This window comes from Myxococcus sp. AM011 (assembly GCF_013372595.1).
In the GTDB taxonomy this organism is placed as follows: Bacteria; Myxococcota; Myxococcia; order Myxococcales; family Myxococcaceae; genus Myxococcus; species Myxococcus eversor.
Genome location: NZ_JABXEM010000119.1, coordinates 16951 through 31917 on the forward strand (window position 1 = coordinate 16951; position 14967 = coordinate 31917).

Here is a 14967-nt window from a genome sequence, read left to right on the forward strand (position 1 = left end):
GGACGACGTATGAGGACGTGTCTCGTGCTCCTCGCGGCCTTGAGCACCTTCGGGTGTTATGACCGCGCGAGCTATGTCTATGGCGAGCCGCTGGAGGACCTGACGCTGGAGGTCTTCGACCCGGCCATGGGTGTGTATCCGAGCACCACCATCCTGGACGACCCGAACAATCCGTTCGCGGACTCGACGCCGGGGACGGAGACGAAGTGGGTGCTCCAGGCCAACGCGGGGCCGGTGGCGGCGTTCTACTCGTGGGCCACCGTGCTCGCGCGAGGGCCGTATGGGGAGGCGCAGTACTACGTCGGCCTCAACCTGCTCGGCGTGTATCAGAACGGACTGGCCAGGCAGGAGGACCTGCCGGTGGTGCGGGACATGGCCATCCGCGCGTACCAGTCGGTGTTGGACAACTTCCCGGACGCGGTGACGTACGACTCGACTGGGACGATTCCCTACGAGCTGCTGACGCCGTCCTACAAGGCCATCGTGGAGATGGGTGGGACGGTGACGGGCGGTTGGGTGCTGGTGCGGACCTCGAGTGGTGGTGAAAGGGCGGTGCGACCATGAAGCGAACCGTGGGAGTGCTGTTGTTGACGTTGGCCGCGTGCAGGCCGGACCCGGGGGCCAACGACTACGAGAACCACCAACCGTCCTCGCAGGACGACGCCGGGCCGAATCCCCAGGACGAGGCGCTCCCGGGGCCGTTCCCGTTCGAGGCGGGCCAGCGGCGCCTGTTCGTCGGCTTCTACGAGGGAGGGCGGTCCGAGGAGATCATCATCAACGACGTGGACACGCACCTCTACCTGTACGAGGGCACCGTCACGATTGAGGCCTCGAACACGCGCATCGAGGGGAAGACGGCGGACCGCATCGTCCACGCGGGCAAGGGGTGGCTGGGCTTCGGCATCCACTGGGATACGGGGCACAACCTGGACGCGTGGAAGACGCTGCACGTGAGCCTCAACTCGTCGGACCCGGGGTTCTCCTCGGTGAAGATTGGGATGAGTGACACGGAGGGCGTGCAGCTCGACGTGGCGAAGTATGGGTATGTGAATGATGGGCAGTGGCACCACCTGGCCATTCCGCTGTCGGACTTCTCCTCGGCGGGAGTGAGCCTGGGCGCGGTGCTGTCGCCCTTCGTGTTCATCGCGGGAGGCGGGCCTTCGGGCAACGCGCTGCTGCTGGACAACCTGTACTTCACGGCGAACTAGCCGTGAGACTTGGGCCCGCTTCCCTGGTTCTGGGGAGCGGGCCTGGGTCGACGAGAAACGAGCGCCTCCCGAGGTGTGGCTACAGTGAGGGTAACTCCCGCATCTCGTAGGGTGCGTCCGCGAACGCCAGCCGCTCGGGCGTCCAGGCACCTGTCCCCGAATCGAGGACCAGTTGCCCATCGCGACGGAGCAGCAGGACGGTTTCGCCTCCGAACAGGAGCGTAGCGTCGCCCTGAACCTCGCGCAGCACAGCGAGTACGCTCTGGAGCATGGCGGTCATCGCGGCGTGCCGCTGGCTGTCATCCAGCCAGAACTGGAGGTCCACGGAGGGGGAGAATCCCAGGGTCTCTTCCACCATCTCCTTGCTCCTCGGAGCAACAACCCCGGCGGCGAGAAGAAAACCTGGCCCCGCGATTTCTTCGGCCGAGCCGCCAGTGCGAGGGCGCAGCTTCAGAGCGTCAACAACGACTGAGAGCACCCTCTCGGGTTCCAGGACGGTGGCGATGCGGAAGTTGTAGTCCAGCGACATGTGCTGACTCCTGGGCTACGGCCAGAAGGGAACGATACCGCCCTCTCGCGAGATGACGAGCACCTCCTTGAGGTTGGGCATCGGCCACTCGGTGAATTGTCGTTTCAGCGCCGCGAGGTCCACACCGCTGTCTCTCAGATTGAGGACAATCCTGTCGGCCTGCATCGACTTGCCCGTGGGGTTGACCTTCGTGTCGTTGACGACCGCCCAGATGTTCCGCGGGTTCGACGTGCTCGGAGCGTAGTTGTCGAAGACGCGGCCCTCGACTCGGAAGTCGGGCTTCCTGGTGGTGCCAGCGACCTGAGGTCGTTGTTCGACCTTGAAGCCCGCTCTCGCGAGAAGATCAGCTGATTCGTTCTCTCTCATCAGGGAACGAAGGGTTGCCTTGTCATCGTCCGGGGAGATGCGCGGCCTGTAACCGCTGGGGGTCGCATTCGGGTCGGAAGCTTCTGACGGAAGAGTCCGGGCTTCCGCCTCGCCGCGCGGAACGCCGCTGTTGCTGAATCCACCACCTCCTGACTGCTGGCTCGCCGACATGGCCAGCGCTCCCGGCGCAAGGGCAATGGTGAGCGCCCCCTCCGAGATGGCGACCGCTCCCACCTGGGCCACGGACGACAACTGGAAACCACCCTGCCCAGCAGCGACCCGAGCGGCTTGGGAGTAGCCAGGAAGTGTCGGTGCCTTCATGGCCAGTCCTACCGTGCTACCCATGGCCGCGGTGGCGAGCATGACGAAGACTCGCGCGGCGTTGGCTCCCATCACCTCGCCATATCGCTCTCCCGCCGCGTTCACCTCGTCGAAGGTCGTGGCGCTCTTCACCTCATCCGTCAGTCGGATCCACCCGCCGATGAGCCCCCATACCGTGTCGATCCCCAGCCAGGCGATAAGACTTGCTGTCAGTACAGCCGCCACGCCCTTCGACACCGGCTCTGGCAGCAACCACAGCGTCAGGTACACGGCCATGGAAGTGACAATCGCCGCTTGAACCGCCCCCGGGTCCGTCATGGCATCGAGGGATTCGGCCGTCTCGGACCACACCGAATCCAACGCAATGGAAAGGGCCAGGGTGCGCCGACCCTCTTCATCCAGGCTGGCCGCATCGACAAGCAGGCGCAAGCAGTCACCGGGCGTGTCCTTCCTCTCACACCATCTCCGGTATTCACGCGTCAGCGCGAAGTGCGTCTCCCCATCCGTGTCGTTCCCCGCGCTCCGCCGCGAGTCCGCGATGCCCCCGGCCACCAACCTCAAGTGCCCTCGCGGGTGCGGCTGTCGGCCATCCCGCGAGGCACTCGCCAGCAGTCGGTGAGCGAAGAGTCTCGGTGAGGCAGCAGGCCGGACGTCGCTGGCCAGCCCTCCTACGGCATCCTTGAAGTCGTCAGGAGCAATCACCACCGGCTGCGCGGGAGATGAGACAAAGGTGACCGCCTCCCCACGCCCCATCTCCAAACGAACCACGCGCGAGGCGCTGCCGCAGCCCATGACCAAGGAGGCCACGCCCCAGAACACTCCCAAGGTCAGCAGGCGCGACACGTTCCCCCTCCGGGTCATCGGCATGGAGCCGGAACCGTGCGGTTCAAGTCCATTGAAGGAAACACTCGACCGGACGAGAGCGTCCAGGCCCCACCGGGTTCCACGCCAACAACGCTGGCCAACACAAGGAGTCGCGTGCCGGCCAGACCCAGGAACCAACGACGAGCAGCATCAACCGCCTTCGCGGACGTTGGCGGGAGTGAACATGGGCGCGGTGCTGTCGCCCTTCGTGTTCATCGCGGGAGGCGGGCCTTCGGGCAACGCGCTGCTGCTCGGCAACCTGCAGCCTGGGGCCCGCTTCCCTGGTTCTGGGGAGCGGGCCTGGGTTCAGGCGCGGTGTTAGGCTTGCGCGCGAGATGTCCGGTGCGCGTCCGTCCTGTCCGAGCTGCTCCCCAGCGTCCCGACTCGAGCGGGACTGGGTCGACGTGGCGCGTGACGAGGCGACGGGCATCGAGAGCATCCGGGCGCACTTCACGGGCCATGCGTATGACCCGCACTTCCACGACGCGTATCTCGTAGGGGTGACGGAGCAGGGGCTCCAGGAGTTCTCGTGTCGGAGGGCCTTGCACCAGAGCACGCCGGGACGGGTCATCCTGATTGAGCCCGGGGAGACGCATGACGGACATGCCCGGGACGAGACGGGCTTCACGTACCTGATGCTCTACCTGGAGCCGTCGTGGGTTGCTCAGGCATGCGAGCGGGTGGCGGATGGGCGCGGGGTGGCACAAGGACCGGGCTTCCAGGCGACACTCACGGAGGAGCCTCGTTTGGCGGCGCATATCCAGCGGGCGTTCTGGCGACTGCGCGGGACTGGCTCGCGGCTGGCGCAGGACGAGGCGCTGGAGGAACTGGCGGCGGCGCTCAATCCGCAGCTCGGGGCGTCGGTGGTGACACGGCTGGGGGAGGCGGCGCACCGGTCCGCGCGTCGGGCGCGGGAGTTCTGCGGGCGCGGATGGAGGAGGACCTGGGGCTGGAGGAGCTGGCGCGAGAGTGTGGAGCGAATCGCTTCCAGCTCTCGCGAGCATTCCGCGCGGCCTATGGACTGCCACCTCATGCGTACCTGGTGCAGCTTCGCCTCGCCGCGGCACGCGGCAGGTTGGCGAGAGGAGAGACGCCCGCGAACGTCGCGGCGGCGGTGGGCTTCGCGGACCAGAGTCACCTGGGACGATGGTTTCGGCGCGCATATGGACTGACGCCCGCTGCCTACCGCGCGATGTGCACGAACGTTCCAGACGTGGAGCGCGCCCCTGTCGAGGATGAACGGCGACAGAGGAGACCTCCATGCCCGAGCTGTTCACGACCAAGATTTCCATCGTCATCCGCGAAGACCTCGCCGTCTGGCAGAAGCTGAACGTCACCGCCTTCCTCGCAACGGGCATGGCCGCATCGGCTCCGGAGATGCTGGGGGAGCCGTATGAAGACGCGACGGGCAGGAAATACAGCCGGCTCCTGGGTCAGCCGATGCTCGTGTTCAGCGACACGAAGGAGCAGCTCCAGGTCGCGCACCGGGTCGCCATCGAGCGTGGGCTGACAACCGCTGTCTATGTGGCCGCGATGTTCGCCACGGGCAACGACGTGGACAACCGGGCCGCGTTCCGAGCGGAGAACCCCGAGGACTTCGACTTCGTGGGGCTGGCGCTGCGAGGTGAGCGCAAGCAGGTAGACAAGGCCATCAAGGGGCTCACGCTGCACAAGTGAGGGAGCCCCATTTAATTTTTGCAATGCGAGTGCTTTAGCCACTCAAAGCCATACGATGGACAGTTGCCTTTTGACGAACACCGACAAAGCAAGGTGTCCTTCATTTGATTCCGGCACATCGCCCGTCCACCATCCCGGACCGACGGACCCAAGGCCGACCGATGGGGTGTTCCTGGAGCGACAGCAGGCGACGGACCGTCTTTGCCTGCTGTCTCCATCCACACCCCACTTGGGCATCCGTTGAAGGTGCCCCGGGAGTCCTCCCGTCATGTCGCGAACTGGCCGCACCCTCTTCACTGCTACCCTCCTCTCCGCGCTCCTCGCCGCTTGTGGCTCCGAGCCCGGCCCCACGCAACCTTCCACTGCCGTCGAGGAATCGAGTCAGCTCGACGAGTCCGCCGAGGGATTGTCCACCGATTCGGAGTTGGCGGCCTGCACTGCCTCGGCACGCTGTGGGGATTGCACCACCGTGACATGCAGCGGCGTGTCTACCTGCTCGGGGGTCGATGGCCCTACTGGCGCTGCCACGTGTGATGGCGTCGCCACATCCTGTCGGATGTGTCCGTTCCGCACCCAGAGCTACGCCGACGGCACAACCTACGCTGGCACTTGCGCATCAAATCGTTGCACGGGGCCCCTTGTGGACAACCCCTGTCTCAACGCCGCTCAGTGTGTGGCCCTCTGCTGCAACGGCACCTGGTACCTCGAGTAGCGGCGTCCCCGGGAAGACGCAAACCCTTATCGACGTGACACAAGAGGTGTCTCATGTCTCGAATGCTCCGTGCCGTCTTCATGGTCGTCCTGTCTTCGCTGTGCCTCACCGCATGCAGTCCTGACCCAACGGAAGAGAATCCGACCTCGCACGAGGAAAGTGCCCTGGGTGACCAAGTGCAGGGCGCTGAGTCCAGCGGTGACTCCCTGGCCGCCTGTACCGCCACGGCCATCTGCGGCAGTTGTACGACGTTGAGGTGCAGTGGCACGTCCATCTGCTCAGCTCTGAATGGCCCCACGGGGTTCGTCACGTGTGACGGCGTCACGAAGTCCTGCCAGACGTGCACCTACGGCGGCGTGACGTTCAGCGATGGGGCGTACTACCCGAACGACGGCAGCACGATCTGCTCCGCCAAGGATGACGGCTACTGTCTTGGCGGCCCCTTCTCGGGCAGGTCCTGCGTCTCCAGCGGCGAGTGCTACGCCGAATGCTGCAATGGAGTCTGGCGGTAACGCCGCTCTCTCCGCGACAGGCACGACCGTCTGTCGCGGAGTTCCCAGCCTCGCCAGGGCCGGACTCCTGTTTCCCGTTATCTCCTGACGCCCACTTCACGCCGCTTCGTCACCGCTTCTTCCACCTCGCATCGCCCTCTTCCGCGGTGAGGAGGATGAGTGTCGCGGTGATGGCGGCCTGCACATCTGGCGGGTCGCCCGTGAGCGCATCCCGGTACAGGAAGAACTGCCCCACCCGGACGATGACGTTCGACAATGCATCCAGGCTCATCGCCGGACGGAGGCGCCGTTCTCTCACGCCCTCCTCCAGCGCCCTCCGGATGCTCGCCGCGCAGCGCTCTTCCACGCGGCTGCTCTTCGACATCAACACCCGCATCGCATACTCGGAGTCCTGCTGGATGAAGCGCCGCAGCGGCGCATCCGCCACAATCAGGTGGATGAGGCGCTGGGTGACCTCCGCCACATGCGCCGCCCCCTCCTCCTTGAACTCGCTCCTCGCCGCCGTGAGCGCGGCCTCGAACCGGAAGGACAGCACCTCCCCATAGAGCAGCTCTCGCGTCCCCGCCCAGCGGAACACCGTCGCCCGGCTCACGCCCAGCTCCTGCGCCATCCGGCCGATGTCGAACCGCTCTCCCTCATCCCACCACCGCATCGCCAGGGCGAAGAGGTCCTGCGGCGTCGCCCGCGAGGGCACCTCCAACCGCTGCGAGAGCGGCGTCACCCGCCCCCGCGCCTTCTCTCGCGAAGCCGGCCGACGCGTCCTCGAAGGCGCCGCCTTCGTCGCGCGCCTCGCATCCTTCACGCGCGTGCGCTTCATGTCGCCGCGCTCAGCATCTTCCGCCGCCGACGCCGCATCCCCGCCACCAGCACCCGCTGGTACAGGGTCGGCAACAACCGCTGGAACAGGTCGATGAGCACCGCGTCCCCGCCAATGAGCTGCCTCCGACGGTTCTTCCGAATCGCCAGGAGGATGTCCTCCGCCGCCCGCTCCGGCGTGGTGGCGAACGACTTCTCGAAGTCACTCGACGACCGCTCGTCCGTCCACCCCGCGCGCGGCGTCACCCGCGCATTGCGCGCGATGTTCGTCTTGATGCCCCCCGGGTGCACACAGGTGACGCCGATGGTCCCCGGCTCCACCTCGAGTTCCTGCCGCAGCGCCTCCGTGAAGCCCTTCACCGCGAACTTCGCCGAGTTGTACGCCGCCTGCGTCGGCACCCCAATCAACCCGAAGACACTCGACACGTTGACGATGTGTCCCTCGTCCACCGCCTTCAGGTGCGGCAGGAACGCCTTCGTCCCATACACCACGCCCCAGAAGTTGATGTTCATCAGCCACTCGAAGTCCTCGTACCGGGTGTCCTCGATGGTGGCCCCCAACGCGACGCCCGCGTTGTTGATGATGATGTGGACGCCGCCGAACTCTCGCGCCACCTCGTCCGCCCAGGTGTGCACCTGCTCGCGCTTCGCGACATCCACCCGGTCTACCCGGACACGGACGCCGTGCGCGCGGCACTGCGTCTCTGTCTCGGAGAGCCCCTGCACATTCACGTCCGACAACGCGACGTGACAGCCCTGACGCGCGAGCAACACCGCCGTCGCCCGGCCAATGCCCGAGCCCGCTCCGGTAATCGCCGCGACCTTGTCCTTCACCGATTTCATCCGTTGGCTCCGTTCCGCGTCCGGCCCGACAGACCCTCATCGAGCATGCGGCGCGACGACATCGCGAGCGCCACCATCGCCACCGCGTCAGCCATGCGCCTTCTTCTGAAAACCCGCCTCACCCCTCGCACGCGCGCGCCGGTGGATGGCCACGTACTCCGTCGGCTCGAAGGCGGAGACACGGCGCCGGTAGTCGAACGTGAAGCCCGGCCACAGCGTCGAGTTGCGCCCCGTCGCATCCAGGTACCAGCTCACACAGCCGCCCCGCATCCACACCGTCTGGGCCATCCGCGTGTCGACCTCGCGAACGAACGCCTCCTGCGCGTCCGCCGTCGGCTCCACCGCCGCCAGCCCCCTGCCCTCCAGGTAGCGCAGCGCGCTGAGCACGTGCGCCAGCTGGCTCTCAATCATCAGGATGACGGACGTGTGCCCCAGCCCCGTGTTCGGCCCCAGCAACATGAAGAAGTTGGGGAACCCGCTCACCGACGTCCCCAGGTGCGCCTTCATGCTCCCCGCCCACGTCTCCGCCAGGGTGCGCCCGTCACGCCCCCGGATGTGCCGGGCGAAGGACGGCTCCGTTATCTGGAACCCCGTGCCGAAGATGAGCGCGTCCACCGGATGCTCCACGCCCGACGTCGTGACGACGGAGTGCTCGCGCACCTCCTGGAGCCCCTCCGTGACGACCTCGACGTTCTCCCGAGTCAGCGCCGGCAGATAGTCGTCCGACACCAGTACGCGCTTGCAGCCCAGGGTGTAGCCGGGAAGCAGCTTCGCGCGCAGCACCGGGTCCGGAACCGACGCCTTCAGATGCCGCCACGCGCCCCGCTGCGCCAACCTGATGATCCACGGATGCATGAAGGCCAGCGCGGACAGCTCCTTCACCGCGTAGATGCCCGCGCGCATCAACCACCGCGCCCCAGGGACGCGCGCGTACAGCCACTGCTTCCAACCGGAGATGGCGTAATCGTTGCGCGGAAGAATCCACGGCGGCGTGCGCTGGAAGAGGACCAGCTTCGCCACCTTCGGCTGGATGGCCGGGACGAACTGAATCGCGGACGCGCCCGTGCCCACCACCGCCACCTTGCGCCCCGCAAGCGTGTAGTCAGCGTCCCACCGCGCCGAGTGCATCACCTTGCCCTGGAAGCGCTCCAGGCCCGGAATGGCGGGCTGCACCGGCTCGCCGAAGGCTCCCGCCGCGAGGATGAAGACGTCCGCCGTGAAGAGCCCCTCCGACGTCTGGAGGCGCCAGTGCCCCGCCTCGTCGTCCCAGCGCGCGTCCTCCACGGCGTGACGGAAGCGCACGTGAGGAAGCACGCCGAACCGCTCCGCGCAGTCGCGCAGGTACGCGTGAATCTCCGCCTGGGGCGAGTACGCCCGGGACCAGCGTGGATTCGGCGCGAAGGAGAACGAGTACAGGTGCGAGGGCACGTCACACGCGCAGCCCGGATACGCGTTGTCCCGCCAGACGCCGCCCACGTCGTCCGCGCGCTCCAGGACGACGAAGTCCTCCATCCCCTCCTGCTTGAGCCGGATGGCCATCCCCAGGCCGCCGAACCCACTGCCCGCGATGGCCACGTGGAAGTGCCGCGTCAGGGGAAGGGACATCCTGGCCTCCAGTGGGAAATCCGCGCTACGGACTCCCAGCATGGCGCGTCATGAGTCACTTCGCAATCTTGACTCACCCGTGACGTAGGACCGCGAGGTGTCGCACGAGGGCAGCCTCGGGCGGGGGCACCGAGCCCACCGCCAGAAGGCCTACGCGCTCATGTGGTCGAAGAGCGTCTTGAAGCCGATGCCGATGAGCACCAGGCCGCCGAGGATTTCGATGCTGGTGCCAAAGCGCTCTCCCAGCCGCTTGCCAGCCCAGGCGCCGAGGATGGACAGCACGAAGGTCATCACGCCAATGACGCCGGTGGACAGCAGGATGCTCAGGTTCAGCGCGGGCAGCGTCACGCCCACGGCGAGCGCGTCGATGCTGGTGGCCACGCCGAGCGTCAGCAGCATGGGCAGCGGAATGCCCGTGGCGGCGCGCGTCTCCTCGTCATGGGAGAACGCCTCCCAAATCATGTGCCCACCCACCAGCGCGAGCAGCACGAAGGCAATCCAATGGTCCACCGCGGAGAAGTGCGTGAGGATGGCCTTGCCCCCGAGCGCACCGCCCAGGGACATGCCGAACTGGAACAGGCCAAAGGTCAACGCCAGCTTGAGGACATCCGGCGGACGGGCGCCGCGAATGGCCATGCCGCCAGAGACAGCGGTGGCATCCATCGCCACCCCGAGCGCGAGCAGGAACAGGGTCATGTGGGCCTCGAGCTACTCTTTCTCGATGTCGCGGTCCCAGAGCTGAACGCGGGTGTTCTCGTCGGTCAGCCGCCTGGTCAGCTCCGCTGCGATGGCCACGGAGCGGTGCTTGCCACCCGTGCACCCCAGCGCCACCGTGAGGTACGCCTTCCCCTCCTTCTGGTAGCGAGGGAAGAGGAAGCGGCACAGGTCCACGACCTTCTCGAGGAACTGCTGCGTCTCCTCGCGCTCCAACACGTACGCGGCCACCTTGGGCACCTTGCCCGTCAGGCCCTTCATCTCCGGGACGAAGTACGGGTTGGGCAGGAAGCGCACGTCCAGCACCAGGTCCGCCTGCGGCGGCACCCCGTACCGGTAGCCGAACGACATCACCGACAGGCTCGGCCCGGCGGCGGGCTCCGGGCTGAAGCGCGCCTGAACCATGCGCTTCAAGTCGTGCACGTTCAGCACCGACGAGTCGATGACCTGGTCGGCGATTTCGCGCAAGTCACGCAGCTCCTGGCGCTCCGCCTTGATGCCGTCCGCCACGGTGCCGTTGGGCGCCAAGGGATGGCGGCGGCGCGTCTCGCTGAAGCGACGGATGAGGCTGTCGTCGCTGGAGTCGAGGAAGAGCACCTCCACGTGGTGCCCGGCGCGGCGGACCTCGTCGAGCACGCGGGGGGCGTCCTTGAGGAACACGCCCTCGCGCACGTCCATCACCAGCGCCATGCGCTCGATGTTGCCCCCACCGGCGAGCTCCGTGAGCTTGGGCAGCAGCAGCACCGGCAGGTTGTCGATGCAGAAGAACCCCGCATCCTCCAACGCGCGGATGGCGGTGGACTTGCCGGAGCCGGACATGCCGGTGATGACGACCAACTGTTTCGCGGGCGCGGTCACTCGACCTCTTCTCCCAGGGTGCGGCGCATCGCCCCTTCGGCGATGGCTCGGTTGAGCCGCTCGGCGAATTCCCTCGCCGAGTGGTGGCCCTGAAGCTTCAACAACTGGTTGCGGGCGGCCACCTCGATGATGGTCGCCATGTTACGGCCTGGACGCACGGGTACCACCGACAGCGGGATGTCCACACCCACAATCTGCAGATGCTTGTCCTCCACGCCCAGCCGGTCGTACTCCTGATGGGGGTCCCATTCCTGCAGCTCGATGACGAGCTCGATTTTCTTCTGCTCGCGCACCGCCGCCACGCCGAACAGGTCCTTGATGTTGATGATGCCCAGGCCCCGAATCTCCATGTGGTGCTTGATGACCGGGTTGCCCGCGCCGTAGACGGCCCCCTTGCGCCGGGTGACGTCGACGATGTCGTCCGCCACCAGCCGGTGGGCCCGCATCACCAGGTCCAGGGCAATCTCGCTCTTGCCGATGCCGCTCTTGCCCAGCAGCAGGATGCCCACGCCGAAGACGTCCATCAGCACGCCGTGCAGGCTGCTGGACTCGGTGAGCGCCTCTTCCAGGAAGGACTGCACCCGGGTGATGAACTCGCTGGAGAGCAGCGGCGTCTTCATCAGCGCCAGCCCGCCGGCCTCGCACGCCGTCACCAGGACGGGCGGAATCTCCAGCTCCTTCGTCACCACGACGCACGCCAGGTCCTCTTCCTCGAAGAGCTTGGAGAGCGCCTCGCGCTGCCGGGGCTCCGGCAGGGTGGCCAGGTAGGAAATCTCGGTGTTGCCGAACACCTGGACCCGGTGGGGGTGGAGGTGCTCGGTGAAGCCCGCCAGCGCCAGCCCCGGCTTCTGGATGCGCGACGAGTCCACCGTCCGCGTCAGCCCGCTCGCGCCCGCGATGAGCGTGAGGCGCAAGTCGTAGTCGTGGTCCTCGATGAGCTGGGAGATGCGGATGGATTTCATCGTCGGGGCCTGGAATATCACCGGTGGGACCTTTTGAGGCGAAGTGCCCACCTGGCATGTCGTCCCCCACCTCTACCGCCGATTGCCCACCCGAGCGAAGCCCTGGCCGCCCTCCTGGGGAATCGCTTGGGACCTCAACAATGAGCGCCGAGGCCATTTCCCCGCGCCTCGCGCGTTGCTAAGCCCCGACCCATGTCCGACTGCCTCTTCTGCAAGATTCGAGACGGCCTCATTCCAGCCAAGGTCGTCTACAAGGACGACTCCTGCCTGGCCTTCGAGGACATCAATCCCCAGGCGCCCACGCACGTCCTGTTCATCCCCCGCAAGCACATCGCCACGGTGAACGACATCTCCACCGAGGACGAGGCGGCGGTGGGCCACCTCTTCGTGGCCGCGGCGAAGCTGGCCAAGGAGCGGAGCCACGACAGCAACGGGTACCGGGTGGTGATGAACACCCACCGCGACGCCGGGCAGACGGTGTTCCACATCCATCTGCACCTGCTGGCCGGTCGGCCGCTCCTCTGGCCGCCAGGCTGAGCGGGCGTCTCGCGCCGCGCCCCGGGCTGCCGGAGCGCTCTGGCCGGGAGTGGACGCGAGCCGGGTGAGCGGGTGCTAGCGTTCCCTGACAGCGCAGGGGTGCGCCGCGCATGCCCTTCACCACGGAATCCTCTCCCAGCAACCGCCGCGCCTATACGGTGCTCTCGCTCCTGCTCGCGGCGGTCGCCGGCGCGGTGAATGCGACGGGCTTCGTGGCGCTCGGCATGCACACCTCTCACATGTCCGGGAACATGGCGGCGCTGGGCGAGTCGCTTGCCACCGGCGAAGCGCGTCTCGCGGTGCTCGCCGCGCAGTTGCTCCTGTCCTTCGTGCTGGGCGCGGTGTGCGCGGCGGCCTTGCTGGATGCGTCCCGTCACCGCTCGCGAGGCCGGCACGTCGCCGCGCTGATGGTGGAGGTGGTGACGCTGGCCGGCATCGGCACGGCGCTCACGTCCTCGCCGGGGACGCGCGCGCCCGTGTTGATGTGGGGCCTGTCCTTCGCCATGGGGCTGCAGAACGCGCTCGTCACCCGGGTGTCCGGCGCGGTGGTGCGTACGACACACGTCACCGGCATCCTCACGGACATCGGCATCCAGTTGGTGCGGATGTTCGCCTGGGTACGGGACGGGGCTCGCGGCCAGGGCGTCGCCGGCGTGTGGCGCGGGCTGCGCGCCCTGCCCTCGGCCATCGAGTTCGAGCGCACGCGCCTGCACCTGGGACTGGGCGCCGCGTTCCTCCTGGGGTGCATCAGCGGGCCGCTGCTCTATGTCCGCCACGGGGCCGCGGCGCTGGGGTTGCCGTGCGCGGTGCTGCTCCTGCTCATCGGCCTGGACCTGAGCCCGGCGGCGCGACGCCAGCCGGACTCGGCCTCGCGCGCCTGAGTCACCGCCCGGCGGGCCGGGCCAGGGGCACCTTCGGCGGGCCCGAGGACGCCTCCACATCCACGACATTCACATCGGGTTCGATGTCCCGCAGCACCCGCAGCACGCTGCTGCGGTCATCCGTCCAGGCGAAGTCCTGCTCTTCACGCAACCCCAGGCGCCGCACGCGCGCCGTGGCGCGGGTGAACGTCGGGCCCCAGGAGAACTCACGGTCCGGACTGAGCAGCATCCAGTTGCTGCGCAGCGCGTCCCCTTGCGTGTCGTGGAAGACGAAGGCCGCGTGCATGCCCAGGCGGCGCGCGTGCGACAGCGTCACCGGCACCAGGTCCAGGTGCACGTTGCTGATGTGCAACGCCAGCACGCCGTGCGGGGCCAGGTGCCGCTTGTACAGGGCCACGGCCTCCTCGGTGAGCAGGTGCACGGGGACGGAGTCCGAGGAGAAGACATCCAACGCCAGCACGTCGAACCCGCCGGGCTCGCCCCGCTCCAGCTCGCGCTCCAGGGAGATGCGCGCGTCCCCCTCCACCACCTCAATCGTCGCGGGCGAGTCGCTCAGGTAGCTGAAGAAGCCGCCCTCGCCTCGCGCCAGGGAGATGACCGCCGGGTTGATTTCATAGAAGCGCCCCAAGTCGCTCTTCTCCAGCAGCGCCGCGCTCGTCCCCACGCCCAACCCCAGCACGCCCATGCGCAGGCCCGGAGGCAGGCCCACCGCCGCGCGCAGCCGACGCTGCTCCGCGATGGCGAGCCCCAGCCCGGCCTCTCGCGTGTAGTACGTCGTGGGCCGCGAGCGGTACTCCGGCTTGACGTACTGCATGCCGTGGGTGATGGCGCCGTGGCGCTGACTGTAGAAGTGCTTCTCGGGGTCCCCCTCGCCCTGCTCCGTCACCCGCACCACGCCGAAGAAGTTCCGCTCGCTGAACAGCGCCTTGTCCAGCTCCCGGTTCACCGAGAGGAACAGGTTCACCGTCACCATGACGAGCATCGCGCCGCGCAGCACCCGTCGGCCCCGCTGACTCCACGTCTCGGCCGCCGGCCCGCGCACCATGCCCGCGAGCGCCACCGCGCAGCAGCCTCCCAGGGACAGCGGGTACTCCCAGTACGCGCGGAAGAAGACGGTGGCCACGCCGCTGACGAACAGCGCGCCCAGCACGCCACCAGCGGACACCCACAGGTAGAAGGCACTCAGGTGACTCGGCGCCGGACGCAGCCGGTACAGCTCGCCGTGACACACCATGCAGCCGGCGAAGAGCGACAAGGCGTAGGCGAGGAGCTGGAGGGGGAGCGGAAAGTGGGCCCCCGCCGCGTGCGCGTGCGCCACCGCCGCTCCCGAGCCGATGAGCAGCACCCCGTAGATGGTGCGCGAATAGAAGGACTCGCGCGAGAAGGCGATGATGAAGGTGAGCAGGTAGACGGCCAGCGGCAGCACCCAGAGGAAGGGGCCCGCGGCCACGTCCTGCGAGAGCTGGTTCGTCGTCGCGAGCAGCAGCACCGACGCGCACGTGGCCAGCCCGAGCCACGCCAGCGTGCGCGCCACTCCAGGCCGGACCTCGGAGTCGATGGGG

Annotated in this window: 17 protein-coding genes and 1 pseudogene; 9 read left to right on the forward strand and 9 right to left on the reverse strand. The window is 67.5% G+C overall.

Annotation, left to right across the window (positions count from 1 at the left end; translation table 11 throughout):
- Nucleotides 1-9: 9 nt before the first annotated feature.
- Nucleotides 10-564: a hypothetical protein gene (locus HUW62_RS24030; RefSeq protein WP_176435736.1), complete on the forward strand. Its 555-nt coding sequence runs from the start codon at nt 10-12 to the stop codon at nt 562-564.
- Nucleotides 561-1208, forward strand: coding sequence for a hypothetical protein (locus tag HUW62_RS24035; RefSeq protein ID WP_176435737.1), 648 nt, complete (start codon nt 561-563; stop codon nt 1206-1208). Before HUW62_RS24030 ends, HUW62_RS24035 begins: the two co-directional genes overlap by 4 nt.
- A gap of 79 nt (nt 1209-1287) precedes the next feature.
- Here HUW62_RS24035 and HUW62_RS24040 read toward each other — a convergent pair whose 3' ends face one another.
- Together HUW62_RS24040 and HUW62_RS24045 are read right to left on the reverse strand one after the other, a co-directional pair.
- Nucleotides 1288-1737 carry a SitI3 family protein gene (locus tag HUW62_RS24040; protein WP_176435738.1) on the reverse strand — a complete coding sequence of 150 codons (450 nt, stop codon included), beginning with the start codon at nt 1735-1737 and terminating at the stop codon, nt 1288-1290.
- A gap of 15 nt (nt 1738-1752) precedes the next feature.
- Nucleotides 1753-2853 (reverse strand): hypothetical protein, encoded by a 1101-nt coding sequence (locus tag HUW62_RS24045; protein WP_176435739.1) that lies wholly within the window; start codon nt 2851-2853, stop codon nt 1753-1755.
- Between the two features lie 619 nt (nt 2854-3472).
- Here HUW62_RS24045 and HUW62_RS24050 point away from each other — a divergent pair.
- The 5 genes and pseudogenes from HUW62_RS24050 to HUW62_RS24065 all read left to right on the forward strand — a co-directional run bounded on the left by HUW62_RS24050 (nt 3473) and on the right by HUW62_RS24065 (nt 6189).
- Nucleotides 3473-3610: a hypothetical protein gene (locus HUW62_RS24050; RefSeq protein WP_176435740.1), complete on the forward strand. Its 138-nt coding sequence runs from the start codon at nt 3473-3475 to the stop codon at nt 3608-3610.
- 13 nt (nt 3611-3623) lie between these two features.
- Nucleotides 3624-4058 (forward strand): annotated as a pseudogene (locus tag HUW62_RS48940) (AraC family ligand binding domain-containing protein); the annotation flags it as partial.
- A 161-nt stretch (nt 4059-4219) separates the two neighbouring features.
- A complete protein-coding gene (locus HUW62_RS48945) occupies nt 4220-4618 on the forward strand; it encodes an AraC family transcriptional regulator (RefSeq protein ID WP_255203610.1) in 399 nt (132 codons plus the stop codon).
- Nucleotides 4549-4965: a DUF2000 domain-containing protein gene (locus HUW62_RS24060; RefSeq protein ID WP_217911511.1), complete on the forward strand. Its 417-nt coding sequence runs from the start codon at nt 4549-4551 to the stop codon at nt 4963-4965. The genes HUW62_RS48945 and HUW62_RS24060 overlap by 70 nt, the downstream gene beginning before the upstream one ends.
- An 888-nt stretch (nt 4966-5853) precedes the next feature.
- Nucleotides 5854-6189, forward strand: a complete 336-nt coding sequence (locus HUW62_RS24065; protein ID WP_176435741.1) for a hypothetical protein — start codon at nt 5854-5856, stop codon at nt 6187-6189.
- Nucleotides 6190-6298: 109 nt separating this feature from the next.
- Here HUW62_RS24065 and HUW62_RS24070 read toward each other — a convergent pair whose 3' ends face one another.
- From HUW62_RS24070 to hprK, 6 genes are all read right to left on the reverse strand, one after another.
- Nucleotides 6299-7006, reverse strand: coding sequence for a QsdR family transcriptional regulator (locus HUW62_RS24070; RefSeq protein WP_176435742.1), 708 nt, complete (start codon nt 7004-7006; stop codon nt 6299-6301).
- Nucleotides 7003-7848 carry an SDR family oxidoreductase gene (locus HUW62_RS24075; protein WP_163863963.1) on the reverse strand — a complete coding sequence of 282 codons (846 nt, stop codon included), beginning with the start codon at nt 7846-7848 and terminating at the stop codon, nt 7003-7005. Before HUW62_RS24075 ends, HUW62_RS24070 begins: the two co-directional genes overlap by 4 nt.
- A gap of 87 nt (nt 7849-7935) precedes the next feature.
- Nucleotides 7936-9453, reverse strand: a complete 1518-nt coding sequence (locus HUW62_RS24080; RefSeq protein ID WP_176435743.1) for an NAD(P)/FAD-dependent oxidoreductase — start codon at nt 9451-9453, stop codon at nt 7936-7938.
- Between the two features lie 150 nt (nt 9454-9603).
- Nucleotides 9604-10149 carry a manganese efflux pump MntP family protein gene (locus HUW62_RS24085; RefSeq protein ID WP_163863965.1) on the reverse strand — a complete coding sequence of 182 codons (546 nt, stop codon included), beginning with the start codon at nt 10147-10149 and terminating at the stop codon, nt 9604-9606.
- A 12-nt stretch (nt 10150-10161) separates the two neighbouring features.
- A complete protein-coding gene (gene rapZ / locus HUW62_RS24090) occupies nt 10162-11025 on the reverse strand; it encodes an RNase adapter RapZ (protein WP_163863966.1) in 864 nt (287 codons plus the stop codon).
- On the reverse strand, nt 11022-11987 hold the full coding sequence (hprK, locus tag HUW62_RS24095) for an HPr(Ser) kinase/phosphatase (RefSeq protein WP_163863967.1): 966 nt from the start codon (nt 11985-11987) through the stop codon (nt 11022-11024). Before hprK ends, rapZ begins: the two co-directional genes overlap by 4 nt.
- Before the next feature lie 192 nt (nt 11988-12179).
- Between hprK and HUW62_RS24100 the strand changes: the two genes are divergently transcribed.
- Nucleotides 12180-12524, forward strand: coding sequence for a histidine triad nucleotide-binding protein (locus tag HUW62_RS24100; RefSeq protein WP_163863968.1), 345 nt, complete (start codon nt 12180-12182; stop codon nt 12522-12524).
- A 110-nt stretch (nt 12525-12634) separates the two neighbouring features.
- Nucleotides 12635-13405 carry a YoaK family protein gene (locus HUW62_RS24105; RefSeq protein ID WP_163863969.1) on the forward strand — a complete coding sequence of 257 codons (771 nt, stop codon included), beginning with the start codon at nt 12635-12637 and terminating at the stop codon, nt 13403-13405.
- A gap of 1 nt (nt 13406) precedes the next feature.
- Here HUW62_RS24105 and HUW62_RS24110 read toward each other — a convergent pair.
- Nucleotides 13407-14967 (reverse strand): spermidine synthase (locus HUW62_RS24110; RefSeq protein ID WP_368670470.1); only part of this gene is annotated, 1561 nt, incomplete at its 5' end.